Raw genomic sequence first — 25,223 nt, 5'->3', positions numbered from 1 at the left:
CGTCCTGCGTCCGGCCCGGCGGCAGCGCGTGGCCGCGCGCCAGCAGCAGGTCGATGACGGCGTCGATTTTCTCGAACAGCAGCGTTTCGTCGACGGGCTTGCTGAGGAAGTCGTCCATGCCGCAAGCCAGGTAGCGTTGGCGGTCATGTTCGCTGGCGTTGGCCGTCAGCGCGATGATGGGGATCTGCGCGTCGGGAATGGGGAACTGCGCGTTGCCGCCGTCGCGGATCAGGCGCGCGGCCTGTTCGCCGTCCATCTGCGGCATGCGGCCGTCCATCAGCACGCAGTCGTAGGGCCCCGCGCCCAGCGCGCGCAGCGCTTCCTCGCCATTGTCGACGATGGTGACGGCATGGCCCATGTTTTCCAGCAGGGTGCCGATGATGATCTGGTTGGTGCGCACGTCTTCGGCGCACAGGATGCGCAGGCGGCAGGCGTGGTGCGCATGGCGCGGCGCCAGGCGCGTGTCGGCCGCCGGCGCGCTGCCTGGCGTCAGGGGCAAGGTGAAATGGAAGCGCGAGCCGGTGCCGACGCGGCTTTCCACGCCTATCGTGCCCTGCATCAGTTCCACCAGCTCCTTGCAGATGGCCAGGCCCAGGCCCGTGCCGCCGTAGCGGCGCGTGGTGGAATGGTCGGCCTGCTCGAATTTCTGGAACAGCCGCGGCAGGGTGTCGGCGTCGATGCCGGGGCCCGTGTCGCTGATGATGAATTCGATGTCGCTGCGGCCGTCGGGGCGCGGCGGCGTGCGGGCGCGCCGCACTTCCAGCAGTACTTCGCCGTTGGCCGTGAACTTCAAGGCATTGCCCAGCAGGTTGATGAGGATCTGGCGCAGGCGCGTGGGGTCGGCGCGCACGTAGCGCGGCAGGTCCAGCGCCAGTTCGCGGCGCAGCAGCAGGCTCTTGGCGTCGGCCTGGCCCTGCACGATGCCGGCCGCGTCGCCGATCAGCGCCAGCAGGTCGAAGTCCACCGTTTCCAAGGTCAGCTTGCCCGCGTCGATCTTCGAGAAATCGAGGATGTCATTGAGAATGGTCAATAGCGACACGCCGTTGTGCAGGCCGATGCGCAGGTATTCCTGCGTGCGGCCCTTGACGGACTGGTCGCGCAGGGCGAATTGCAGCATGCCGATCACGCCGGCCAGCGGCGTGCGGATGTCGTGGCTCATGGCCGAGAGGAATTCGATGCGGTGGCGGCTGACCACTTCCGCATGTTCCTTGGCTTTCAGCAGGGCCTCGTTGCTGAGGGTCAGCGCCAGTGTGCGCTCGCTGACGCGCTGTTCCAGGTTGTTGCGCAGCAGGCGGATCTGGTCGGCCAGGGCAAAGGCCAGCAGCAGGCCATCCATGGTGCCGCCCAGCAAGGCCACCAGCTGGGCGTTGGCCACCAGCGCCGGCATCAGGCCCAGGTTGGCCGGCAGGATCAGGAAGCCGGGCAGCATCAGGGCGACGAAGGCCAGCACGAAGAAGCGCGCTGGCTGGTAGCCGCGGCGCCAGACGACGATGCCGCTGACGAGCGCCAGCAGCATCCAGATGGTGATGGCGACGGTGGCCAGCGCGTGCGCATACGACAGGGCGACGAAGCAGCTGGGCAGCAGCAGCAGGGGCAGGATCACGTTGATCCGGCTGATGCGGTCGAGCAGGGGCGAGTACTCGCGCAGGCGCAGGAAATGCGTGTAGAACAGGGTGCTGAAGACGGGCAGCAGAAAGAACGGCACGTAATGCAGCTGCAGCTGGCGCCAGTCGAACAGGTCGGAGAAGACGTGGAAGGTCATGGCCCACGCCACGCCGTACGTGAGCACGTACAGCGCGTAATACACGGAGGCTTTTTCCAGGGTGATGGAAAAGATGAAGAAATTGAACAGGCCCAGCGCCAGCAGGGCGCCGATCGAGGCGACGATCAGGAAGTTTTCCTTGCCCACCAGCTTGCGGTAGTCCTGCTGCGTCGTGAGGCCGAACATGGGCGCGCGCGCGTAGTAGGGGCTGGAAAAGCGGATCAGGATGGCGTAGGTGGCGCCCGGCGCCAGTTGCACGTTCTTGCCGTAGTGCAGCAAATATTCGTGCGGACGCTGGTAGCCCGACAGCAGGGTTTGCGGCGCCGCATGCTGGCCGGGGCCATACACGTGGATGTCGACCAGATCGATCAGGGTGTCGTTCGGATCGATGACCCAGGCGCTTTCGGCGCTGTCGTTGCGCACCTGCGCATACAGCCAGTAGGCGCCGCCGAACAGGTCGACCTCTGCGGCCGGGCGCTGGCGCGCCAGCCAGGCGGGCAGGGCGGCGGCATCGGCGGGCACGTCATAATTGTCGGCAAGAAACAGCCGTGCGCCATCGCCCAGGTGGCCGATGCCTTGCTGCGTCAGGGGCAGCGTGGCCGCTTGCGCGCGCGCCGCCCAGCCCGGGCCCAGCAGGCCGATCAGCAGCAGGCACCAGCACAGCCAGGTGCTGACGCGGCAGTGGTGGGCGCTGTGGCTGGACGGGGGCGGGTGGGCTGGCATCGGTGAGTATGGTGATTGTCGCGCGGGGAATGGCGGCAAAGCCCTGTGCTGTGGAGTGTCCATTTTAATCGACTCGGCTTGCGCATGCGCAATTTCTTGTCACGCAAGCATGTTGCTCGTTGGTATGTTGGTCCGCTCCGGTATCATGTCGCTTTTTGCCTGCGAGTCTTCCATGCTCAGTCCCGACCAGTTCCTGGCCTTCCTGGCCGCCGCCGTCCTCATTACCGCCAGCCCCGGCCCCGACAACCTGATGGTGCTGGGCGTGGGCATGTCGCGCGGGCGGCGCCAGGGCATGGCTTTCGGCCTCGGCTGCGCCCTGGGCTGCCTCACGCACACCGTGCTGGCGAGCATCGGCGTGTCGGCCCTGCTGGCCGCTTCGCCCGCTGCTTTTACGGCGCTGAAAGTGGCCGGCGGCCTGTACCTGGTGTGGCTGGGCATCGGCGCCCTGCGCAGCCGTGGCGGCGCGAAAGTCGACGGCGCGGCGGCCCTGCCCGATGAATCGCTGCTGCGCCTGTTCGGCAAGGGCTTGTTTGCCAACAGTATCAATCCGAAAGTCGTGCTGTTTTTCCTCTCGTTCCTGCCGCAGTTTATCGTCACGGGCCAGGGCAGCGCCAGCTGGCAGACAGCCCAGCTCGGGCTGGTCTTCACGGCGCAGGCGTGCGTGCTGTTCGGCCTGCTCGGCTATTTTTCGGGCGCCGTCGGCAAATGGATCAACCGCCGCCCGCGCGCCGGCCTGTGGCTGGACCGCCTGGCCGGCACCATCTTCATCGCCCTGGGCCTGCGCCTGGTGCTGGCGCGCTAGGCTCCGGCCTTGCCGTGATGCGGAACGCCAGTTCCATCTGGTCCTGCACGGCCATGGCGCCGCCCAGGATGGCGAACGGCACGATGCCGAAATCGCTCTGTTTCAGCAGCAGGCTGCCGCTGGCCTGCAGGCCGCGCCCGCCGGCCGCCTCCGTGATCTGCACGGGCACCTGCAGCGTGCGCGTCACGCCATGCAGGGTGATGTCGGCCTCGAGCATGTCCCTGTTGCCCGTTTGGCGGGCGTCGATGCGCACCCACGGATAGCGCTCGGCCTCGAGCACGCGCACCAGCATGTTGTGGCGCGTGCCGGCGATGGCGTCGGCCGACGGCGTCGTCGTCAGGCCGGCCGTCTTGCGCAATGCCTCCTCGTCGACGCTCATCTCGTCGAGCCGGAACTGGAACTGCGCACGTCCCTGCGCGGGCGCCACCACGCCCTGCAGGCCGCGGCTGGCCACCACATGGTCATGCCCCAGCCGCGCCAGCGCGCCGCCGCGGCGCACGGTAATGGTCAGCAGGGATTCTTCGGGCGCGATGTGCAGCAGCTGCACGCCTGGCCGCTGCCACGCGGGCGCCGGCATGGCGGCCCGGGCGGCGGAAGCGGGGGCAGGAGCAGGAGCGGGCGGCAGTGGCGTGCAGGCGGCCAGCACGGCGCAGGCAAGCAGGAGCGGGGCGCGGATGGCGGACGGCAGGCGGCAGTTCTGGCTGGACATGGGGGCAAAAGGGACAAGGGCGATGGGGGAATGGTACGCGATCCGCGCCGCGGCGCGCGCGCAATGTTAGAGCTACGTCATAAGGCGGTCATATGACGCTGCTATGATGCTTTTGTTGGCACACAGCATGCGTTGCGCAGATCACTACGCTCCGGGAGCGATAGGATGCAGGCATGACTCAACAGCTTAGCCGGTGAGCTCAACCATCGGCACCAGACAGGCTGGCGCAGCGCGAAAACATTGCTGCGATGGCAAGGTTGGCAGGGGAAACGCAGGAAATGGGATGGAATTTAATGAAGTCCTAAGCCTGACGCCGGGAAGGGCTGGCATAGTGGACACATGGCGCACGGAAACCCCGGGCCCAAGGTTGCCGGACACCTCAATGACCGGCACGGTTTCCACTTTTCATGTGTCTTCCCGTTTTATCCCTGCGCTCTGAAACAGCGTTTCAACCGGCTACCGCACTTTGCGAAGCCGGTTTTTTTTGCCTGCGTTTTTATCCGTTCCCGGCGCCGCGGCGCCGGGAAATCCACTCAGCCCGCCTGTTTCGCCAGCCATGCATCGATCGCCGGCAGGCGCTCGGCGCGCACCTTGATGCGGTACTCGATGCCGGCCACGGAGCTGTCGGCGTCGCCGCGCGCGCCTTCGGGCAGGTTGGCCTGCGCGTACGCCCGCAGCTTGGCGATCATCTGCGGCTGCGCCGATCCGGCCGCCAGGCGCGGGAAGTAGCGGCTGCGCGAGCTGGCGTCGATGCGCGCATTGACTTGCTCGAGGTGCGCCAGCGCGAAGTCGAACGCCAGTTCCGGATGCGTGCGCGCCACGCGCGAGATCATGGCCGGGCTGTTGGTCACGCCCGGCTCCTCCGTCAGCGCCAGCGCCAGCGCGCGCTGCGCCAGGGCCGTATCATCGCTCGAGGCCAGCAGGTCGTACAGCTGGTTCTTGATCAGCGGCGTCTTTTCCTGCCGCGCCCTGGCGTGCAGCTGCTCCCAGGCGGCGGCGTCCGCATGCTGGGCCACCACGCCCAGGATGGTGCGGCGCAGCGGCGCGGGCATGGCGGACGGATCCTGCTCGCTGGCCGCGTAGCGGCGGCGCGCCTCGGCGATCACGCCCGCTTCGCCCATGTCGCCGAGAATGGCGATCAGCTGCCCGCGCAGGGTCGCCACGCTGGACGCTTCGCCCGTGCGCGCTTCCCAGCCCGTCTGCGCCATCATCGGCGCCAGGCGCGCGATGGCGTAGCGGCCGAACGCCTGCTGGCGCGCCTTGCTTTCCGCGCTGTCGCCCGCGTACTGTTCGTACAGCCCGCCCAGCGCGCCGGCGACCCGGCCCAGCACCTGCGGGTCGGCCGACAGCGGCGCGGCTTTTGCCAGTTCCAGGAAGGCGGCCGGGTCCTGCAGGCCCGCCATGCCCAGCGACTGGCTGTCCGCCAGCAATCCCAGCTGGTCGATGGGCGCCAGGCGCGCGAAGCTGCGCGCCAGCGCGCGCGTGCCGGCCGGCGCGTACAGGGTGCGGTAGTAGCCGCTCTGGCCCGCATTCACCAGCAGGGCGCCGCAGCCAGGCACGTTCAGGGTCGCCTTGCCATCCTTCACCAGCACGCGCGCCTGCTTGTGGCTGCCGACCGTCGAGGCGATGACGGGCACTTTCCACGCCAGCGGCTTCTTGTCCGCCTGGTCCTTGGAAAATTCCGTCTGCGTCAGGGTCACGCGCGTGCGGCCCTTGCGGCACACGGCGTCGCCCACCGTGATCATGGGCACGCCCGGCTGCAGGGTGAAATCATGGGCGATGGCGCTGACAGGCTTGCGCGCCGCCGCGTCGACTTCGCGCCACAGGTCGTCCGACACCGTATTGCCGTACGCATGCTTGCGCATGTAGCTGCGCACGGCCGTGCGCCAGGTGTCGGCGCCCACATAGGCTTCGAGCATGCGGATCACCGCCTCGCCCTTCTGGTAGGTGATGCCGTCGAAGGCCTGGCTGGCCTGTTCCACGGTGGCGATGCGCTGCACCACGGGGTGCGTGGTGCGCAGCGCGTCCTGGCTCATGGCCGACTCGCGCCCGGCCACGCTGGACAGGGCCGTGTTCCATTCCGGATGCAGGCGCTCCGTGGTGCGGCTTTCCATCCACGACGCAAAACCTTCGTTGAGCCACAGGTCGTCCCACCAGCGCATGGTGACCAGGTCGCCGAACCACTGGTGCGCCATTTCATGCGACAGCGTGGTGTAGATGTTTTCCTTGTCGGCCTGGGTCGAGATGGCCGGGTCGAGCAGCAGGCCGTATTCGAAGGTGAACACGGCGCCCCAGTTTTCCATGGCGCCGAAGAACTGGCTGCGGCCGGGCGCGGCGATGTTGTCGAGCTTGGGCAGCGGGTAGCGCACGCCGAAATAATCGTTGTATTCGCGCAGCAGGGCGCTGGACTCGTCGAGCGCTTAGCGGCTTTGCGCCAGCGCGCCCTTTTTCGTGATGACGCCGATTTCCGTGCCGTCGGCCATCGTTGTCGCCCGCTCGAAGTCGCCCAGGCCGAAGAACAGCAGATAGGTCGACATGCGCGGCGTGGTGGCGAAATACACGTGCTTCATGCCGTTGCCCAGTTCTTCGCTGCTGGAAATCGGCATGTTGCTCACGGCCATCTGGCCGCTCGGCACGACCACGCTGAGATCGAAGGTGGCCTTGTAGTCCGGCTCATCCCACGACGGCAGCATGCTGCGCGCATCCGAGTTCTCGAATTGCGTGTACAGCGCGCGCTGGCGGCCTTCGGGCGTGTCGTAGTCGAGCGAGAACAGGCCCGTGGCCTGCGTGCCGATCTTGCCGCTGTAGTCGATGCGCAGCAGGTATTCGCCCCTGGCCACGGGCTCGGCGAAATGCACGGTGGCCGTCTGCTTGTCCGCATCGAACTCGATCTTGCGCGTCACCTGCTTGCTGCCGCCCTTGCCTTCGATGGCGGCGGCGGCAAACGCCAGGTTCAGGGCATTGAAGGTGATGCTGGCGGTCGGCGCGTCGACCGCCACCTTGATGGCGGCCTCGCCCTTGAAGGTGGCGGCGGCGGCGTCCGGCGTGATCGACACGATATAGTGCAGCGGCGTGACGCCGCGCGGCAGCTGCGTGGTGGTCGCCGCCGCATGGCTGGCCGAGGCGTATCTGGCGGCGGGAGCGGCGTGGCCCGCCTGGGGAACGCCAGCGGCGGCGATGCAGGCCAGCGCCAGGACGGCGGCGGCCAGTTGGCTGCGCCGGAAGCGCGGAGTCGGTGTGCGATGCATGGTATGCCCTTGGTTCATGAATAAAACGCCCGCCAGCCGGATAGGCTGCAGGCGTCGATGACGGTTTGGGGGACATCGCTGGAACTGGCGGCCAGCGTTCCCGTATGGCAATCTAAGGCGAAACGGGAGCAAAGTCAACGCGCCAGGGGCGCCGCGCGCCTGCCATGCGCTGGTATGATGGTGGCCTGACTGTACCGCCGCAGGCCGGTGTCGCGCCTGATTGTCAACCACCATAACGAGACGAGATCCACGCACATGAAACTGTATATCAGCCCCCGCACGCCCAATCCACGCCGCGTCACCATGTTCATCGCCGAGAAGGGCCTCACCGGCATCGAGGAAGTGGCGCTCGACCTGATGGCGGGCCAGCACCGCGATCCCGCCTTCCTGGCGAAAAATCCGCTGGGCCGCGTGCCCGTGCTGGAACTGGCCGACGGGCGCGTGCTGACCGAGACGCGCGCCATCTGCACCTACCTGGAAGGCTTGCAGCCGCAGCCGAACCTGATGGGCGAAGGTTTTGAAGAGCGCGCGTTTATCGAGATGGCCGACCGCCGGGTGGAACTGCACCTGTTCAGCGCCGCCGCCAACTGGGTGCGCCACGGCCACCCGGCCCTGGTGGCGCTGGAAAATCCGCAGTTTCCCGACTTCGCCCTGGCGCAGGCGGGCAAGCTGCGCGAGACGGCGCAGTGGCTGGACCAGGTGCTGGCCAGCCAGCCCTACATCGCCGGCGAACGCTTTACGATTGCCGACATCACGGCCTTCTGCGCGCTGGAATTCGCGCGTGGCCTGATGAAGTACCGTCCGGGCGCGGAAGGTTTAGCCAACCTGCAGGCTTACCGCGACCGCATCGCCGAGCGTCCCAGCGCGCAGGCGAAGTAAGGGCCAAATGCAAAACGCCTGCGCCGGCGTCTCCGGTGCAGGCGTTTTTGCTTGCGCAAGGCCCGTCGGGCCCCGCTTGCTTCAACTTCTTTACTGCAGCTGCTCGTGCAGGAAGGTGTAGGTCAGCGCCCACATCAGCGCCTGCTGGTCGTTGTTGGCGGCGCCCGCGTGGCCGCCTTCCGTGTTTTCCCAGTACAGCACGTCGTGGCCTTGCTCTTCCATCTTCGCCACCATCTTGCGCGCATGGCCGGGATGGACCCGGTCGTCGCGCGTGGAGGTGGTCAACAGCACGCGCGGATACTTTTTATCCTTGAAGACGTTCTGGTACGGCGAGTACTTGCTGATGTAGGCCCATTGTTCCGGCACGTCCGGGTCGCCGTATTCTCCCATCCACGAGGCGCCCGCCAGCATCTTGTTATAGCGGCGCATGTCGAGCAGCGGCACCTGGCTGACGACGGCGTTGAACAAATCGGGACGCTGCACCAGCACGGCACCCGTCAGCAGGCCGCCGTTGCTGCCGCCCATGATGCCCAGGTGGCGCGGGCTGGTGACTTTGCGCTTGATCAAATCCTGCGCCACGGAGATGAAATCGTCATAGGCGCGCTGGCGGTTTTCCTTCAGCGCCGCCTGGTGCCAGCGGGGGCCGAACTCGCCGCCGCCGCGGATATTGGCCAGCACATACACGCCGCCCTTTTCCAGCCATGCCACGCCCGTGGTGCCGCTGTAGCTCGGTTTCAGCGACACTTCAAAGCCGCCATAGCCATACAGCACCGTGGGGTTGCGGCCGTCGAACTTCGTCTTCTTGTTCATGATGGCGAAGTAGGGCACCCTGGTGCCGTCCTTCGACGTCGATTCGAACTGCTGCACCTTGTACGGCGTGGCGTCGTAAAAGGCCGGCAGCGACTTGATTTTCGTGCGCTGGTCGCTGCCCGCCGCGCCCAGGTACAGGGTGGTCGGGTTGAGGAAGTCGGTCACCGTCAGGAAGTACTGGTCCGAGTCGACCGGGTCGAGCGCGCTGGCGGCCAGGGTGCCCAGCTTGGGCGCGTCGACGCTGCGGCGCTGCCACTTGCCGTCCATGTGGCGCAGTTCCGTCAGGCGGTTCTTGACCTTGTCCAGGGTGGTGACGAGGATGGCTGACTTCGTCGGCGTGACATTGTCCAGCGACGAGGTGGCCGTGGGCGCGAACAGCACTTCCAGCTCCTGTCCGCCCTGCATGAAGGCCTTGAAGTCGGTGGCCAGCAGCGAGCCTTGCAGGTAGGTCTTGCCGTTCACTTTCCAGTCCGAGCGCAGGGTGATGAGCAGCTGGTCGCGCATGGTGAAGGCCGTGGCGTCGTCCGGCTTCGGCACTTTTTTGAGTTCCGTCCCCTCGCGCAGGAAGGTTTCGCCGCTGTAGAAATCGATTTGCCGCTCGATGAACTGATGCTCGTAGCCGGGCGTGAAATCCTTGTAGGCGCCGGCGCTCAGGTCGTCGGGCTTGGCTTCATACAAGGTGCGCGCCTGGGCCAGCGGCGTGCCGCGCCGCCACTCCTTGATGATGCGCGGGTAGCCCGAGCTGGTCATCGAGCCGGGGCCGAAATCGGTGGACACGAACAGGGTATCGGCGTCGATCCAGCTGGCGCTGCCCTTCGCCTCGGGCAGGCTGAAGCCGCCGTCGACAAACGCGCGTTTCGCCACGTCGTACTCGCGCACGACCTTGGCGTCGCCGCCGCCGCGCGACAGGGAAATGAGGCAGCGTTCGCCCTTCGGATACAGGCAGGAGGCGCCGCCCCAGACCCAGTTTTCATGCTCGCCGGCGGCCAGCTGGTCGAGGTCGATCACGGTTTCCCACGCGGGTTCGGCCTGCTGGTACTGCGCCAGGGTGGTGCGGCGCCAGATGCCGCGCACATGCTGGGCGTCGCGCCAGAAATTGTAGTAATACTCGCCTTCCTTGCTGACGTAGGGAATGCGCTCCTTCGAGTTGAGAATGGTTTTCAGGCGCGCCTGCAGGGCCGGGAAGCCGGGCCGGGCTTCCAGTTCCGTCGTGGTGACGGCGTTGTGCTGTTTGACCCAGGCCAGCGGCTTGTCGCCGAGGACTTCTTCCAGCCACAGGTGGGGATCGGTATTGGCGGCGGCAGGGGAGGGAGCTTGCGCATGGGCAATGCCCGCTGCGGCCAGGCCGAGCAGCATGCTGCCGGTAACGGTGCGATATGACGACATATAGGGTTCCTGGTTGGTCCGATGGAGGCCGCGTTGCAGGCAAAACGGCGCATCCATGGTGCCATGGATTGCTGTGGGGAACCAGTGTCTATGGGCGACTACTTAAAAAATATATACTTTTCCAATATTGTTTGCTGGAAAAGAGCAGGGCCGTCGAATCTGCGGCGCTATACAGGCGAGGCAGCCTCCTCAAGGCAGCTGATTGACCCACACGGGCGCCGACCAGGCGATATTGCCGTCGTCCTGCGTCAATCTTGCATAGTAGAAATGGGCGCCAGCTGCGGGCAAGACGGTAAGCTCGGCCTGGTCCGATACTGGCGTAACGGAACCGTTGCCGCCCGGCACGCCGTGGAAGATGGCGACGGCCGCCGCTTGCCGCCCGGCGCTGTTGCTGAAGCTGGTGGCCAGGTGCAGCGGCCCTTGATTGTCGAAGCGCTCGCCCATCAGCCTGCCATTCGCCGTGAACAGCAGTTGCGCGTGCTTGTCCATGGTGGCAAACACGCGGCGCGCGCGCAGCGCTTCAAACAGTTGCTCGCGCGACAGCGGCGCGTCGGCCGCATCAGCGATCACCAGCGCGGCCGTGCGGTTGCCGTAGGCCGCGCCCCAGTTGGCGCAGTGGTTGTCCTGGTTGCTGCTGAAGGCCACGTGGTAGCCGGCCGCCAGGGCCCGGTTGCAGGCCGCTTCATAGTTGCTGCGCCGCGTTTCCGTTTCCTCGTCGTTGCTGGAAAAGGCGGACGTGTTCATCACTTCGCACAGCACCATGGCCGCGTCGCCATCCGGCGTGTAGCCCAGCGGCTGGCCATCGACGAGAAACTGGCCCGCATAGGCAGGGTGGTTGAACTGGCCGATCCAGCCCCGTGCGCGCATCAGCGCATACAGGGCGGCGTAGTCGCTTTTCGGCGTTTCCACGTCGGCCAGCAGCTCGCCCCGGGCATTTCTTTCCCAGCCCAGCAACTGGTCGCTATTGAAGATGTTCAAATGGCCGCCCTTGCTGATGACGCCCCATTCCATGCCGTACAGGGCCAGGAAGCCGGGGTGGGCAGCCGTATAGGCGGCCGCTTCGGCCAGCCCCGTCTGGTACAAGGCCTTCGCTTCGGCAGGCGTGGCTGCGGGATTGGTTCCGTCCGAACCGTCATACATATGGTTGTGCTCGGATGTCAGCAGGGCATCCAGGCCGTGATCCTGCGCATATTGATAGGCATCGATGGGGCCGAAGGGCGCCGTTTGCGGCTCCTGCGCGCCATGGCAGGCGTCGAGCGGGGCGCCGCCGTCGCTGTGGCGCGTCTGGCTGTGCAGGTTGGCATAGACGATGCGGTAGCCGGGCTGCCCATCCAGGCGGGACAATTGTTGCAAGCCGGCCTGGAAGGCGGGCACCGTGGGCGCCGTGCTGGCGCCCCGCTGCACCGCGATTTGCCATTGCTGCACCACCTGCGCTTCGCGTGGGGTGCCGGCATCGGCCACGGCCAGCAGGCGCAGTTCGTACAAGCCGTCCGGCGCCAGCACGCGCCGTTCGCGCGCGTCGGCGTCGGCGCGGCCATCCCAGGGCAAGTTCATGCTCGTGCCGCCCGCATCGACCTGTTCCGTGCCTGACCAGCGCCGCAGCACGGCCCCTTGCGGGCCGGGACCGGACAAGGTCAAGGTCCAGCGCACCGCATGGGGGCGGCCCTCGTCCGGATAACTGAGGCGCACAATAAATGTACGTGACTGCGAGCTGCGCGCCTGCGTGACCCGTCCGCCGCGCGCCGCGTGGAACGGCGCGAACACGGTCGCGTCCAGCTCGCTGTGCTCGCGGGGGTCCGCGGAGCCATCTTGCGCCGCAGCACTATTGCTCCAGGCGATCAACAGCGCCCCCGCGCAGGCGCACGCCAGCGCACGCGCCACGCGTGGCGGCACTTGCCGCAGTTGCCTGACCATGGCAGCCTCCGCATCCTGATCGCAATAGTAATTAGACAATTCTTGCCATGTGCGAGTTCCGCGACGCACCAAGAAGAGGCGCGCCTGCACCGCGATTGGCCATGATCTGGCGCAAAGTTCGTACGGACAGGAGGGCGGTCCCCTGCGGCGGACCTGGCACGGCGCTTGCTAAACAGGAGATACGGGTCAACGGCGATCCCCTGAATAAACGCACAACGGTCCAACGACGGACCACCTGGACAACGGCGTCCGCCCAGGCTGATCTTGCATCGGCGGGGGCGGGCGCCGTTTTTGTTTGCATCTTTGTTATTTTCGGGATACTTCGGGAACCTATCATGGCCAGCCAAAAAGCAACGCGCATCGCGCTCTTCTCCCTCGCCACGCCGCCCATGCGGGCATTCCACCTGACGTGGATGGCGTTTTTCGTGTGTTTCTTCGCCTGGTTCGCCTGCGCGCCGCTGATGCCGGTCATCAAGGGCGAGTTTGGCCTTTCCCTGGCGCAAGTGGCGAACATCAATATCGCGGCCGTCGCCATCACCATCCTCGTGCGCCTGATCGTCGGCCCCTTGTGCGACCGCTACGGCCCCCGCAAGACGTACACGGGCTTGCTGCTGCTGGGCGCCATTCCCGTGCTGGGCGTGGCGGCGTCGCAAAGCTATGCAAGCTTTCTGTTCTTTCGCCTGGGCATAGGCGCCGTGGGCGCCAGCTTTGTCATTACGCAATATCACACGTCCGTGATGTTCGCCCCCAGAGTCGTCGGCACGGCGAATGCGGCCGCCGCCGGCTGGGGCAATGCGGGCGGCGGCGCGGCGCAGGCGCTGATGCCGCTGCTGCTCGGCGCCGTGCTGATGCTGGGCGTGTCCGAATCGCTGGGCTGGCGCGTGGCGCTGCTGGTGCCGGGCGTGCTGATGCTGGTCATGGCGGCCCTGTACTGGAGCTATACGCAGGATTGCCCTGAAGGTAATTACTCGGACTTGCGCGCCGCCGGCGTGGCCATCGAAGGAAAAAAGGGTGGCTGGGACAGCTTCAAGGCCGCCAGCAGCAATTATCGCGTCTGGCTGCTGTTCGTCACCTACGGCGCCTGCTTCGGCATCGAGATTTTCATCCACAACATCGCCGCCGTCTACTACGTCGACCATTTCGGCCTGTCGCTGAAATCGGCCGGCCTGGCCGCCGGCAGCTTCGGCCTGCTGGCCCTGTTTGCCCGCGCCCTGGGCGGCTGGCTGTCCGACAAGCTGGCCCTGCGCGGCAACCTGAACAGCCGCGTGACCCTGCTGTTCATGCTGATGATAGGCGAAGGCGTGGGCTTGCTGTGGTTTGCCAAGGTCGACAGCGTCACGTATGCCGTCATCGCCATGCTGGTCTTCGGCCTGTTCACCCACATGGCCTGCGGCGCCACCTACGCGCTGGTGCCCTTCATCGACAGCCGCGCCCTCGGCGGCGTGGCCGGCATCATCGGCGCCGGCGGCAACGTGGGCGCCGTGGCGGCCGGTTTCCTGATGAAGGGCACGGGCGACATCCGCCAGACCTTGATCATCCTCAGCGCGCTGGTGGTGATCTCGGCCCTGTGCGCCATCGCCGCCCGTTTTGCGGGACTGGCGGCCGAACCGACCATGGCCGCGGCCTGAGGAGACAAGCATGAAGCCCCCCCTGAAGATCGTCGTCCTCGGCCATGGCATGGTCGGGCATAAATTCCTCGAACGCCTGGCGCTGGAAAACGCGCCGCACCTGGACGTCACCGTCCTGTGCGAAGAGCCGCGCCCCGCCTACGACAGGGTGCACCTGTCCGAATTTTTCAGCGGCAAGTCGGCGGACGAGCTGTCGCTGGTGGCGCCCGGCTTCTTCGACAAGGACAACGTCGTCCTGAAGCTCAATGCGCGGGCCGTGTCCATCGACCGCGCGGCGAAAACCGTCACGGCCAGCACGGGCGAAGTCTTGATCTACGACAAACTCGTGTTTGCCACCGGCTCGACGCCGTTCGTGCCGCCGCTGCCGGGCAAGGAGAGGGAAGGCTGCTTCGTCTACCGCACCATCGAAGACCTGGAAGCCATGCTGGCCTGGGGTGGCAAGTCGAAAACGGGCGTGGTGATCGGCGGGGGATTGCTGGGCCTCGAATGCGCGAAGGCCTTGCGCGATTTGAAACTCGATACCCACGTGGTGGAATTCGCGCCGCGCCTGATGGCCGTGCAGGTCGACGAGGGCGGCGCGCGCGTCCTGCGCCGCAAGATCGAGGAGCTGGGCGTGACCGTACACACGCAAAAAAACACGCTGGCCATCGTTGACGGCGAATCTGCCACGCACCGCATGCAGTTCGCCGACGGCGGCCACCTGGAAGCGGACATGATCGTCTTCTCGGCCGGCATCCGCCCCCGCGACGAACTGGCGCGCGCCTGCGGCCTGGACGTGGGACCGCGGGGCGGCATCGCCATCGACGACAGCTGCCTCACGTCCGACCCCGATATTTATGCGATCGGCGAATGCGCGCTGTGGGGCGGCCTGGTGTTCGGCCTGGTGGCGCCCGGCTACGAAATGGCGCGCATCGCTGCCCGCCACCTGCTGCAGGAGGAAGAAGGAGAAGCGGGCGAGGCGTCGTTCAAGGGCGCCGACATGAGCACCAAATTGAAACTGATGGGCGTGGACGTGGCCAGCCTGGGCGACCCGCACGGCAATGCGCCGGGCAGCCGCTCCTACCAGTTCATGGACGAGCGCAAGCAGATCTACAAGAAGATCGTCGTTTCCGACTGCGGCAAGTACCTGCTGGGCGGCGTGATGGTGGGCGACGCCAGCGAATACGGCACGCTCTTGCAGATGATGCTCAACAAGATCGAGCTGCCCGAGTTCCCCGAGTTCCTGATCCTGCCGCAGGCGGACGGCCAGCACAAGACGGGACTGGGCGTCGATGCCTTGCCCGATGCGGCGCAGATCTGCTCGTGCAACGACGTCTCGAAAGGCGCGCTGTGCGCGGCCGTGGCCGGGGGCGCCACGACCATCGGCGCCCTCAAAAGCGCTACGTGCGCCGGCACGGCCTGCGGCGGCTGCGTGCCCCTGGTGACGCAGATCATGAAGGCGGAAATGCAGAAGCAGGGCCTGGCCGTGAACAACCACGTATGCGAACACTTTGCGTATTCGCGCCAGGAATTGCACCACCTGGTCCGTGTCGGCAAGCTCCGCAGCTTCGGCGAACTCTTGGGCGCGCATGGCCAGGGCCTCGGTTGCGACGTGTGCAAGCCCGTGGCGGCGAATATCCTCGCCTCGTGCTGGAACGATTTCGTGCTGTCGCCCGTGCACGCCAGCCTGCAGGACAGCAACGATTATTTCCTTGGTAATATCCAGAAGGACGGCACCTACTCGGTGGTGCCGCGCATGCCGGGCGGCGAAGTGACGGCCGACGGCTTGATCGCCGTGGGCATGGTGGCGAAAAAATACGGCCTCTATACGAAGATCACGGGCGGCCAGCGCGTCGACCTGTTCGGCGCCCGCGTGGACCAGTTGCCGGCCATCTGGGAAGAATTGATCGCGGCCGGCTTCGAATCGGGCCACGCCTACGGCAAATCCTTGCGCACGGTCAAATCCTGCGTCGGCTCCACCTGGTGCCGCTACGGCGTGGCCGACAGCGTGGGTTTCGCCATTCAACTGGAAAACCGCTACAAGGGCTTGCGCACGCCGCACAAGATCAAGTTCGGCGTCTCCGGCTGCACGCGCGAATGCGCCGAGGCGCAGGGCAAGGACATCGGCCTGATCGCCACGGAAAAGGGCTGGAATCTGTACGTGTGCGGCAACGGCGGCATGAAGCCGCGCCATGCGGAATTGCTGGCGGCCGACCTGGATGAAGCGACCCTGGTGCGCTATGTCGACCGCTTTCTGATGTTCTACGTGCGCACGGCCGACCGCCTGCAGCGCACCAGCGTGTGGCGCGATAATCTCGAAGGGGGCCTCGATTACCTCAAGCGCGTCATCCTCGACGACAGCCTGGGCATCGCCCACGAGCTGGAAGCGGACATGCAGCACGTGGTCGACACCTATGCCTGCGAGTGGAAAGCGGCCGTCACCGACCCCGCCGTGCGCCAGCGTTTCCGCCATTTCGTCAATAGCGGGAAGAACGATGAAAACGTGGTGTTCGTCGAAGAGCGGGGCCAGATCCGGCCGGCCACGCCCCTTGAACGCGGCAGCACCGTGATCCCCATCCTTGCCGTGGAGGCGTGAGCCATGAATGCGATGAATGAATTGAGCAGCACTATCGCCGACGCCAGCTGGATGGCCGTCTGCCCCCTGACCGACATCGTGCCCGACACGGGCGTGTGCGCGCTGCTGGGGGGGCGGCACGTGGCCGTGTTCCGCGTCGGCGATGCCGCGCCGCGCGTGTACGCCATCGACAATGTCGACCCGAACGCGGGCGCTTCCGTGCTGTCGCGGGGCCTGGTGGGCAGCATCGGCGAACGCGTCGTCGTGGCGTCGCCGCTGTACAAGCAGCATTTCGACCTGGCCAGCGGCGAGTGCCTGGAAGCGCCCGGGCATTCGGTGCAGGCATGGCCGGCGCGCGTGGCCGACGGCTTCGTATGGGTGGCCCTGTGAACCCGCCGGTCAGGGCCACTGCGCGCCCCTCGCTGGTGGTGGTCGGCAACGGCATGGCCGGCATGCGCACCGTCGAGGAACTCTTGAAACTCGCGCCGGACCTGTACGACATCACCGTCTTCGGTGCCGAACCGCACGGCAACTACAACCGCATTTTGCTGTCGCCCCTGCTGGCCGGCGACAAGACCGTGGCCGACATCATGCTGCACACGCGCGACTGGTATGCGCAGCATGGCATCACCCTGCACGCGGGCGACCCCGTGGTGCGCATCGACCGGCAGGCGCGCACCGTGCAGGCCCTGTCCGGCATTACGGTCGCCTATGACCGCCTGCTGCTGGCCACCGGTTCCACGCCCTTCATCGTGCCCGTGCCGGGCCACGAACTGCCGGGCGTGATCGGCTTTCGCGACATCGACGACGTCGACACCATGCTGCGGGCGGCGCGCCGGCACCGCCACGCCGTGGTCATCGGCGGCGGTCTGCTGGGCCTGGAAGCGGCCAACGGCCTGCAGCGCCAGGGCATGGACGTCACCGTCGTGCACATGGGCGGCAGCCTGATGAACCAGCAGCTCGATCAGCCCGCGTCGGCCTTGCTGAAAACGGCGCTGGAAGCGCGCGGCCTGCGCTTCCTGATGCAGGCGAGTACCAGCGCCATTACGGGCACGCGCCGGGTGGAAGGCGTGCAGTTTGCGGACGGCAGCAGCATTCCCGCCGACCTGGTGGTGATGACGGCCGGCGTGCGCCCCAACATCGCCCTGGCGCAGGACGCGGGCCTGCACTGCGAGCGGGCCATCGTCGTCGACGACTGCCTGCAAAGCTATGATCCGCGCGTGTATGCCGTAGGCGAATGCGTGCAGCACCGGCGCGCCACCTTCGGCCTGGTGGCGCCCATCTGGGAGCAGGCGCGCGTGTGCGGCGCGCACCTGGCCGGCGCCGGACACCGGCGCTACGTGCAGCAGGCCAGCGCCACCAAACTGAAAGTGACGGGCATCGACCTGTATTCGGCCGGCGACATCCTCGGCGGCGAGGGCAGCGAAGACCTGGTGCTGCGCGATCCGCGCCGCGGCATCTACAAGCGCCTGGTGGTGCAGGGCAGCCGCCTGGCCGGCGCCGTGCTGTATGGCGACGTGCAGGACGGCCCCTGGTATTTCGACCTGATCCAGCAGCGCCGCGACATCAGCAGGCTGCGTTCCCATTTATTGTTCGGCCAGGCCCAGTGCGGCCAGGCCGCCTGACAGCGACCGACAGGACACTTTCATGACCAGCTGCACGCCCGTGAAAACCACTTGCCCTTACTGCGGCGTCGGCTGCGGCGTGGAAGCGACACGCCTGCCGGACGGCGCCATCCGCATCGCCGGCGACGCCAGCCACCCGGCCAACCTGGGCCGCCTGTGCGTGAAAGGCTCGGCGCTGGGCGACACCCTGGACCTGGACAACCGTTTGCTGCAGCCGCAGGTACGCGTGGACGGCGTGCTGCGGCGCGCTTCCTGGGATGCCGCGCTGGACCAGGTCGCCGGCGGCTTGCGCGCCATCATCGCCGAGCACGGGCCGGACGCCGTGGCCTTGTACGTGTCGGGCCAGCTGCTGACGGAAGATTATTACGTCGCCAACAAATTCATGAAGGGCTATGTGGGCAGCGCGAACATCGACACCAATTCGCGCCTGTGCATGTCGTCGGCCGTGGCGGGACACAAGCGCGCGTTCGGCGAGGATATCGTGCCCGGCTGCTATGCAGACCTGGAACTGGCCGACATGATCGTGCTGGCGGGCTCGAACACGGCCTGGTGCCACCCGATTTTGTTCCAGCGCATCGCCCGCATCAAGGAAACCCGGCCGGAGATGAAACTGGTGGTGATCGACCCGCGCCGCACGGCTACCTGCGAGCTGGCCGACCTGCACCTGCCCGTGAAACCGGGCACGGACGTGTGGCTGTTCAACGGCTTGCTGTGCCACCTGGCGCGTGAAGGCGTGGTCGATGACGCTTTCGTCACGCTGCACAGCCGCGGCCTGGACGAGGCGCTGGCGGCGGCCCATGCGGATTGCGGCGACCCGCTGCAGGTGGCGCGCATCTGCAAGGTCGACCCGCACGCCCTGCTGGCGTTTTACCAGGCGTTTGCCGCCACGCGCAAGGTCGTCACGGCCTTTTCGCAGGGCGTGAACCAGTCGTCCAGCGGCACGGACAAGGTCAACAGCATCATCAACTGCCATCTGGCGACAGGGCGCATCGGCCAGCCCGGCATGGGGCCGTTTTCGCTCACGGGCCAGCCCAACGCCATGGGCGGGCGCGAAGCGGGCGGCCTGGCCAATATGCTGGCGGCGCACCTGGAGCTGGACAATCCGCTGCACCGCGATACCGTGCAAACGTTCTGGGACTCTCCCCGCATGGCGAACAAGCCGGGCCTGAAGGCCGTGGAACTGTTCCACGCGATCGAATCGGGCCAGGTCAAGGCCGTGTGGATCATCGCCACCAACCCGCTCGTCAGCATGCCGGACGCCGACCAGGTGCGCCGCGCGCTGGCCAGGTGCGAGCTGGTGGTGGTGTCGGACATCAGCGCGCAGTCGGACACCAACGCCCATGCCGACGTGCTGCTGCCCGCGCTGGGCTGGGGCGAGAAGGACGGCACGGTGACGAACTCGGAGCGGCGCATCTCGCGCCAGCGCGCCTTTTTGCCGGCGCCGGGCGAGGCGCGCGCCGACTGGGACGTGCTGTGCGACGTGGCGCGGCGCATGGGCTATGCCGGCTTTGATTTCACGTCGCCGCAAGCCATTTTTAGCGAGCATGCACGGCTGTCCACCTTCCGCAACGGAGCGGAAACGGCGCGCCTGTTCAGCCTGGCGGGACTGGACAGCCTTGATGCAGCGCAATACGACGCGCTGGCGCCGCAGCAGTGGCCGCAGGGCCAGGCGCGGCTGTTCGGCGACGGCCGCTTCGCCCATGCGGACGGGCGCGCCCGCTTCGTGCCGACGGCGCCGCGCGCGCCGCGCAACGCGCCCGATGAAGACTATCCGCTGATCCTGAACACGGGCCGGGTGCGCGACCAGTGGCATACGATGACGCGCACCGGCAAGGCGGCGAAACTGTCGGGCCACGTCGCCGAGGCCTTCATCGACCTTCACCCGCAGGATGCGCTGCTGTACAGCGTGCGCGAAGGCGAACTGGCGCGCGTCACCAGCGCCTGGGGCGCCATGGTGGCGCGCGTCGTGCATGGCGGCGGCATCGCGCGCGGCCAGGTCTTCGTGCCCATCCACTGGAGCGACGCGAATGCCTCCGACGCGCGCGTGGGCGCCGTCGTCAACCCGGCCGTCGATCCCGTCTCGGGCGAGCCGGAATTCAAGCACACGCCCGTGCGCATCGAGCAGTTCCGCGTGCACTGGCATGCGTTCGTGCTCAGCCGCACGCCGCTCAACCTTGACGGCGTGGCGCACTGGACGCGCGTGCAGGGCGAGCAGTTCTTGCGCTACGAGCTGGCGGGCCGCCAGCGCATCGAGGATCTCGGCGCCTGGGCGCGCGCGCTGCTGGGCGTGACGGATAGCGAGGCCGACTGGCTCGATTACGCCGACGCCAGCGCCGGCGTGTACCGCGCCGTGCACCTGGACGAAGGGCGCATCGCGCAGTGCGTGTACGTCTCGCCCCGTCCCGACCTGCCGTCGCGCAGCTGGCTGGCCAGCCTGTTTGCGCATGCGCAAATGGAGGCGCTTGATCGCGCCGGCGTGCTGCTGGGCCAGCCCATCGGCAAGGGCGTCGACGCGGGACCGACCGTGTGCTCATGCTTCGGGGTGGGGCGCAACACCATCTGCGCCGCCATCGTGGAACGCAAGCTGACGACGACGGCGCAGGTGACGGCCTGCGTCAAGGCGGGCGGCAATTGCGGCTCCTGCGTGCCCGAGATACGACAGTTGCTGCTTGAGGCGCGCAGCGCGGCCTGAAAATCTGTCCTTTCCGGCACGGCTTTGTTATATTGCCAGCTCTATAACAGAGAGGCAGTGTGATGACAGCAGGACAACACCCTACGGTCTGGCTGACGGGCTTGAGCGGCGCCGGCAAGACCAGCATTGCGCTTGCGCTGGCGCAAACGCTCAAGGCCCAGGGCCAGGCCGTGACGGTGCTCGACGGCGACCAGCTGCGCCATGGCCTGAACCGCGACCTCGGTTTCAGCCCCGAAGACCGGCATGAAAACATCCGCCGCACGGCCGAAGTGGCGCGCCTGATGAATGACGCCGGCTTGCTCGTCATCGCCGCCTTCATCTCGCCCAGCCGCGCCGACCGCGCCATGGCCGCCGCCATCATCGGCGCCGCGCATTTCATCGAAGTCCACGTCAGCACGCCGCTGGCCGTGTGCGAGGCGCGCGATCCCAAGGGCCTGTATGAAAAGGCGCGCGCGGGGCAGATTGCGCAATTCACCGGCGTTTCCGCGCCCTATGAAGCGCCGCTGGCGGCCGCGCTGGCCCTGGACGCGGGCATCCTGGCGCTGGACGAGTCGGTCGCGCGCATCTGCCGGCACCTGCGGCAGCGGCCGTGACGACCTGGCGCAAACGATTGCGCCGGCGCTTGCCCGCCAGCCTGAAGGCGCGCATGAGCTTGGTCGTCTTCCTGCTGGTGCTGGGCGCCGTGGCGCTGCTGGCGCTGGCCACCCTGGCCGTGGCCGAACGGGGCATGCGCGACGTCACGGGCCGGCAGCAGTACGTGTCCCTGGCCAGCGCCGCCGTCTTCATCGACGAGGAGCTCGACGCCAGGCGCAACGTGCTGCGCGCCATCGCCGACAGCCTGGCGCAGAGCGGGGCACATGACGGCGCCGGCCTGCAGCGCTTCCTGGCCGGGCAGACGGTGCTGGGCAAGGAGTTTTACTCGGCCGGCGTGGTCGGCGTCGACGGCGCGGTGCTGGCCAGCGTCAGTCCCTTCAAGCCGCAGGCGGGGCTGAACCTGAAAGGCCGCCCCTACTTCGAACAGACGCTGGCGACCCGGCGCTCGGTGATCTCCGCGCCGCTCAACGGCAGCATTTCCGGCATGCCCATCGTGGTGGTGACGCAGCCCGTGTTCGATGCGCAGGGCGCCATGCGCTATGTGCTGGCGGCCAGCGTGAACCTGCGCCAGCCCGACTTCCTGGGCCGCCTTGGCGCCCTCAAGCCCGGCGCGGGCGGCTACCTGTACATCATGACCAATGACGGCGTCATCGTCGAACACCCCGACAAGTCGCGCATCATGCAGCATATCGGGGCCCATGGCCCGCTCAGCGAGCCGACGCGGCGCGCCATGCAGGGCTTTGAAGGCTGGCAGACGGGCACCACCACGGGCGGCGTCGACGCCCTGTTCGCCTACCACCGCATCGCCTCGACGGGCTGGATACTGGCCTCCGTGTATCCCATGCGCGAGGCTTTCGCGCCGCTGCACGCCATCCGCAGCAAGATCCTGCTGGCCGCCGTGCTGCTGGCGGCGCTGGCGGGCCTGGCCGGATGGCGCGCGGTGCTGCGCCTGCTGCGCCCCCTGGCGCGCCTGCGCCACCATGTGCATGAGATCCGCCGCCAGCGCCTGGGCATCGAAGCCCTGCAGATCGAGCGGCGCGACGAAATCGGCGACTTGAGCCGCGATTTCTATTCGCTGGTGGCCGAGCGCGAGAGCGCCGAGGCGCAGACGCGCGACAGCGAGCGGCGCCTGAAGCTGCTGACGGACCACGTGCCCGTGGTGATCGTCTACATCGACCGCGAGCACCGCTACCAGTTCATCAACGCCACGTTTGAACGATGGTTCGGCGTCTCGGCCAGGGAGAGCCTGATGCATTCCATGCGCGAGGTGCTGGGCGAGGAAGCCTATCAGCTGCGCGAGCAGTACCTGCGGCGGGCATTCCGGGGCGAGGAGGTCGAGTACGAATTCACCGTCGATGCCGATGCCGCCGAGGCCGCCGGTGCCGGCGAGACGGGGGAGCGCACCTTCCACACCACCTACGTGCCCGACGTGGGCGAAAGCGGCACGGTGGAAGGCGTGTATGGCCTGATCCACGAAATCACCAAGGTCAAGGCGGTGCAGACGGCGCTGCGGTTTGCCGCCGCCACCGATATCCTGACGGGCATCGCCAACCGGCGCCGCTTCGACGAGCAGCTGGCACAGAGCATGCAGCGCACGCGCGCCACGCGCGCGCCGATGGCGCTGGCTTATCTCGATATCGACCGCTTCAAGGCCATCAACGACAGCCTGGGACACCAGGCGGGCGACGAGGTGCTCAAGGAGTTTGCCGCCCGCCTGGCCCGCAGCGTGCGCGCCAGCGACCTGGTGGCGCGCCTGGCAGGCGATGAATTCGTGATCATTTTCGAAGGCGTGAAGAGCGCTGCCGAAGTGCGCCATATCGGCGCCAAGATCATCGGCGCCATCCGCCAGCCGTTCGACCTGGCCGGCGGCGCGCTGCCGGTGACGGCCAGCATCGGCATCGCCATCTTCCGCGACGGGGCGCTGGCGCCGGCCCAGCTGCTGGACCTGGCCGACCAGGCCCTGTACGACGCCAAGGGACAGGGCCGCGACGGCGTGGCCCTGATCGAGGCAGGCGCGCCGGCGTAAGCGCCTACAGGGTGGCGGCCCAGTGGTCGAGCTGCTGCGTGGTGGCCGTCACGCCGCCGCAGACGATGACGAGCACATTGCGGTAGGGCGCCAGTGCCGGCGCCTTGCCGTAGACGGCGGCCAGGGCCGCGCCGCAGGCCGGCTCCACCACCAGCCGATGATCTTCGATAAACCGCCGGCAGGCGTCGACGGCGGCCAGGTCCGACACCACCACGCTGTGCAGCGGGCGCGTCTGGCTGATGGCGAACGCCTGCGCGCACACCTGGCGCGCGGCCAGCGACGTGGCGATGCTGCTCACGGCCGGCAGGGCCACGTGTTCGCGCGCGGCCACGGCGGCGGCCAGCGAGGCTGCTCCTTGCGTTTCCACGGCCACCAGGGCCACGTCATCCCAGCCGTTGCGCTGCAAGCCTTCGGCCACGCCGGCCAGCAGGCCGCCGCCGCCCACCGACAGCACGACGGCGTCCGGTTTCAGGCCCGCGCGGGCCACTTCATCGATCATGCCGGCATGGCCCTGCCACAGCAGCGGGTCGTCGAACGGGTGCAAAAAGGCGTCCTGCGGCGTAAGCATGGCTTGCGCCAGCGCGTTCGCCTCCTGCCAGGCGGCGCCGTGCACGATGACCTCGGCGCCTTCCTGCACGATCAGGGCCCTGGCCCGTTCGCTGGTCGTTTCCGGCACGACGACGACGACGGGGATGCCCAGCTGGCGTCCCGCATAGGCGACGGCGATGCCGGCATTGCCGCCGGAAGAGGAAATGAAGCGGCTGGCGCCGCGGCGCGCGTATTCTTCGCACGCGAGGCCGATGCCGCGGATCTTGAACGAGCCGGGCGGCTGCAAGGCTTCCAGCTTGAGCCAGATGGCGCGCTCGCTGAGCAGGCTCAGCGCGCGCGAGTTGAGCAGAGGGGTTTCGATGTGCAGGGCCATGCGTTTTCCTGGAAGACAGTCAGGCCAGCATCATAGCCGAAGCGCCCGCGCCGCAGCATCACCGTTGCCACACCCCGTCAATTCAGGGGCGCGCTCTTCAGCTGGTGCCTGCGCGCCACTTCCTTCAGCGCTTCGAGCAGGTCGTCGCGCAACTGGCGCGGCAGCTGGCCGAAGAATTCCTCGTCGTTCTGGTCGGCCATCTCGGCCAGCACGGGTACCAGCGCTTCGCCTTCCGTGGTCAGTTCGATCGAGTGCTGGCGGCGGTCGGCCAGCAGGATGGACTTGCTGACCATGCCCTTGCTTTCCAGGCGGTCGATCAGCTTCGACACGGCGCCCTTGCTCATGCCGGCCACTTGCGCCAGCACGGTGGGCGAGGTGCAGCCGAGGCGGAACATTTCGCGCAGTACTACCCATTCGGAGACCGTTACGCCGTTGGCTTCGGCTTTTTTCTGGAAGCTGTGGGAAACGTGGTTGGAGACGAAGCGCAGCCAGTAGCCGAGGTGCGCTTCGAGCTCGCTGACGCGCACGCTGTTGGGGTGGCTGACTTGCGGCGTGACGGCCGCTTCAAAATTATGGCTCATTTCTATTCCTTCACTGGGCGATGCAGCCGGCATGGTTAAGGCCTTCGCACTTGCGGTCGAGTGGTTTTGTTTAGGGACGCAGTTTGCTGATGGTACTTTTAACACTGATTTAACAGGAAAGCATTTGCAGCTTCGGTACTTTTCTCTATTTCCTTGCTCTGGATATACAAAAAACTAATATCAAGCAAATAATCGTATTGCTGGAGAGGAAGATTAAAAAAATAACGCATGTTGCATCAATGGTAACAGCATTTTTGCCGAATTGATAAATATTTCACGTCCATCGCTGCGTTCGCCCCCATTCGCGTCTTGCCCGCGCGACAGTCGCCACTCGCCCGTGCGCCGGCAGGCCAGCGATGGCCGTCCGT

General features: G+C 67.0%; 16 protein-coding genes and 1 pseudogene. 9 read left to right on the top strand and 8 right to left on the bottom strand.

Annotated features, from left to right (window positions below):
• Window positions 1–2,485 (bottom strand): hybrid sensor histidine kinase/response regulator (locus tag CBW50_RS19770; protein ID WP_086147127.1); only part of this gene is annotated, 2,485 nt, incomplete at its 3' end.
• Between the two features lie 172 nt (window positions 2,486–2,657).
• On the opposite strand from CBW50_RS19770, the gene CBW50_RS19765 reads away from it, so the two are divergent.
• On the top strand, window positions 2,658–3,287 hold the full coding sequence (locus CBW50_RS19765; protein WP_086147130.1) for a LysE family translocator: 630 nt from the start codon (window positions 2,658–2,660) through the stop codon (window positions 3,285–3,287).
• Here the strand turns inward: CBW50_RS19765 and CBW50_RS19760 are convergent.
• From CBW50_RS19760 to CBW50_RS30025, 3 genes and pseudogenes are all read right to left on the bottom strand, one after another.
• Window positions 3,250–3,996, bottom strand: a complete 747-nt coding sequence (locus CBW50_RS19760) for a YceI family protein (protein WP_226935884.1) — start codon at window positions 3,994–3,996, stop codon at window positions 3,250–3,252. The two genes, CBW50_RS19765 and CBW50_RS19760, sit on opposite strands and share 38 nt — an antisense overlap.
• A gap of 533 nt (window positions 3,997–4,529) precedes the next feature.
• Window positions 4,530–6,404, bottom strand: a pseudogene (locus CBW50_RS30350) (M1 family metallopeptidase); the annotation flags it as partial.
• Between the two features lie 12 nt (window positions 6,405–6,416).
• A complete protein-coding gene (locus CBW50_RS30025) occupies window positions 6,417–7,244 on the bottom strand; it encodes a hypothetical protein (protein ID WP_226935886.1) in 828 nt (275 codons plus the stop codon).
• A 255-nt stretch (window positions 7,245–7,499) separates the two neighbouring features.
• On the opposite strand from CBW50_RS30025, the gene CBW50_RS19745 reads away from it, so the two are divergent.
• A complete protein-coding gene (locus tag CBW50_RS19745) occupies window positions 7,500–8,123 on the top strand; it encodes a glutathione S-transferase family protein (protein ID WP_086147125.1) in 624 nt (207 codons plus the stop codon).
• A gap of 90 nt (window positions 8,124–8,213) precedes the next feature.
• Here CBW50_RS19745 and CBW50_RS19740 read toward each other — a convergent pair whose 3' ends face one another.
• Both CBW50_RS19740 and CBW50_RS19735 read right to left on the bottom strand, forming a co-directional pair.
• Entirely contained in the window at window positions 8,214–10,319 is a 2,106-nt protein-coding gene (locus tag CBW50_RS19740) for a prolyl oligopeptidase family protein (protein WP_086147124.1), read from the bottom strand.
• Between the two features lie 189 nt (window positions 10,320–10,508).
• Window positions 10,509–12,233: a CehA/McbA family metallohydrolase gene (locus tag CBW50_RS19735; RefSeq protein WP_086147123.1), complete on the bottom strand. Its 1,725-nt coding sequence runs from the start codon at window positions 12,231–12,233 to the stop codon at window positions 10,509–10,511.
• 335 nt (window positions 12,234–12,568) lie between these two features.
• On the opposite strand from CBW50_RS19735, the gene CBW50_RS19730 reads away from it, so the two are divergent.
• The 7 genes from CBW50_RS19730 to CBW50_RS19700 all read left to right on the top strand — a co-directional run bounded on the left by CBW50_RS19730 (window position 12,569) and on the right by CBW50_RS19700 (window position 23,352).
• Window positions 12,569–13,861: an MFS transporter gene (locus CBW50_RS19730; RefSeq protein ID WP_086147122.1), complete on the top strand. Its 1,293-nt coding sequence runs from the start codon at window positions 12,569–12,571 to the stop codon at window positions 13,859–13,861.
• Between the two features lie 10 nt (window positions 13,862–13,871).
• Window positions 13,872–16,436, top strand: a complete 2,565-nt coding sequence (gene nirB, locus CBW50_RS19725; protein WP_086147121.1) for a nitrite reductase large subunit NirB — start codon at window positions 13,872–13,874, stop codon at window positions 16,434–16,436.
• Window positions 16,437–16,448: 12 nt separating this feature from the next.
• Complete coding sequence (nirD, locus tag CBW50_RS19720) at window positions 16,449–16,805, top strand: nitrite reductase small subunit NirD (RefSeq protein WP_086147120.1); 357 nt, start codon at window positions 16,449–16,451, stop codon at window positions 16,803–16,805.
• Window positions 16,802–18,040, top strand: a complete 1,239-nt coding sequence (locus tag CBW50_RS19715) for an FAD-dependent oxidoreductase (protein ID WP_253251962.1) — start codon at window positions 16,802–16,804, stop codon at window positions 18,038–18,040. Before nirD ends, CBW50_RS19715 begins: the two co-directional genes overlap by 4 nt.
• Window positions 18,041–18,062: 22 nt before the next feature.
• Window positions 18,063–20,732, top strand: a complete 2,670-nt coding sequence (locus CBW50_RS19710) for a nitrate reductase (protein ID WP_086147118.1) — start codon at window positions 18,063–18,065, stop codon at window positions 20,730–20,732.
• A gap of 62 nt (window positions 20,733–20,794) precedes the next feature.
• A complete protein-coding gene (gene cysC / locus CBW50_RS19705) occupies window positions 20,795–21,325 on the top strand; it encodes an adenylyl-sulfate kinase (RefSeq protein WP_086147117.1) in 531 nt (176 codons plus the stop codon).
• Window positions 21,322–23,352 carry a diguanylate cyclase gene (locus CBW50_RS19700; protein ID WP_139842575.1) on the top strand — a complete coding sequence of 677 codons (2,031 nt, stop codon included), beginning with the start codon at window positions 21,322–21,324 and terminating at the stop codon, window positions 23,350–23,352. Before cysC ends, CBW50_RS19700 begins: the two co-directional genes overlap by 4 nt.
• A gap of 4 nt (window positions 23,353–23,356) precedes the next feature.
• Here CBW50_RS19700 and CBW50_RS19695 read toward each other — a convergent pair whose 3' ends face one another.
• Window positions 23,357–24,274, bottom strand: a complete 918-nt coding sequence (locus tag CBW50_RS19695) for a pyridoxal-phosphate dependent enzyme (protein ID WP_086147115.1) — start codon at window positions 24,272–24,274, stop codon at window positions 23,357–23,359.
• A 77-nt stretch (window positions 24,275–24,351) separates the two neighbouring features.
• Window positions 24,352–24,855: a MarR family winged helix-turn-helix transcriptional regulator gene (locus CBW50_RS19690; protein WP_086147114.1), complete on the bottom strand. Its 504-nt coding sequence runs from the start codon at window positions 24,853–24,855 to the stop codon at window positions 24,352–24,354.
• Between the last annotated feature and the right edge of the window lie 368 nt (window positions 24,856–25,223).

The sequence above is a fragment of the Janthinobacterium sp. GW458P genome (genome assembly GCF_002127585.1).
In the GTDB taxonomy this organism is placed as follows: Bacteria; Pseudomonadota; Gammaproteobacteria; order Burkholderiales; family Burkholderiaceae_D; genus Janthinobacterium.
This window is presented reverse-complemented; position numbering and strand designations above follow the sequence as displayed.

Bases quoted from the DNA above. Each gene is read 5' to 3' on its own strand.
- CBW50_RS19730 (WP_086147122.1), top strand. From the start codon at position 12,569: ATGGCCAGCCAAAAAGCAACGCGCATCGCGCTCTTCTCCCTCGCCACG.
- CBW50_RS19745 (WP_086147125.1), top strand. From the start codon at position 7,500: ATGAAACTGTATATCAGCCCCCGCACGCCCAATCCACGCCGCGTCACC.
- CBW50_RS19695 (WP_086147115.1), bottom strand. From the start codon at position 24,274: ATGGCCCTGCACATCGAAACCCCTCTGCTCAACTCGCGCGCGCTGAGC.
- nirB (WP_086147121.1), top strand. From the start codon at position 13,872: ATGAAGCCCCCCCTGAAGATCGTCGTCCTCGGCCATGGCATGGTCGGG.
- CBW50_RS19740 (WP_086147124.1), bottom strand. From the start codon at position 10,319: ATGTCGTCATATCGCACCGTTACCGGCAGCATGCTGCTCGGCCTGGCC.
- CBW50_RS19735 (WP_086147123.1), bottom strand. From the start codon at position 12,233: ATGGTCAGGCAACTGCGGCAAGTGCCGCCACGCGTGGCGCGTGCGCTG.
- cysC (WP_086147117.1), top strand. From the start codon at position 20,795: ATGACAGCAGGACAACACCCTACGGTCTGGCTGACGGGCTTGAGCGGC.
- CBW50_RS19690 (WP_086147114.1), bottom strand. From the start codon at position 24,855: ATGAGCCATAATTTTGAAGCGGCCGTCACGCCGCAAGTCAGCCACCCC.
- CBW50_RS30025 (WP_226935886.1), bottom strand. From the start codon at position 7,244: ATGCATCGCACACCGACTCCGCGCTTCCGGCGCAGCCAACTGGCCGCC.
- CBW50_RS19710 (WP_086147118.1), top strand. From the start codon at position 18,063: ATGACCAGCTGCACGCCCGTGAAAACCACTTGCCCTTACTGCGGCGTC.
- CBW50_RS19760 (WP_226935884.1), bottom strand. From the start codon at position 3,996: ATGTCCAGCCAGAACTGCCGCCTGCCGTCCGCCATCCGCGCCCCGCTC.
- CBW50_RS19765 (WP_086147130.1), top strand. From the start codon at position 2,658: ATGCTCAGTCCCGACCAGTTCCTGGCCTTCCTGGCCGCCGCCGTCCTC.
- nirD (WP_086147120.1), top strand. From the start codon at position 16,449: ATGAATGAATTGAGCAGCACTATCGCCGACGCCAGCTGGATGGCCGTC.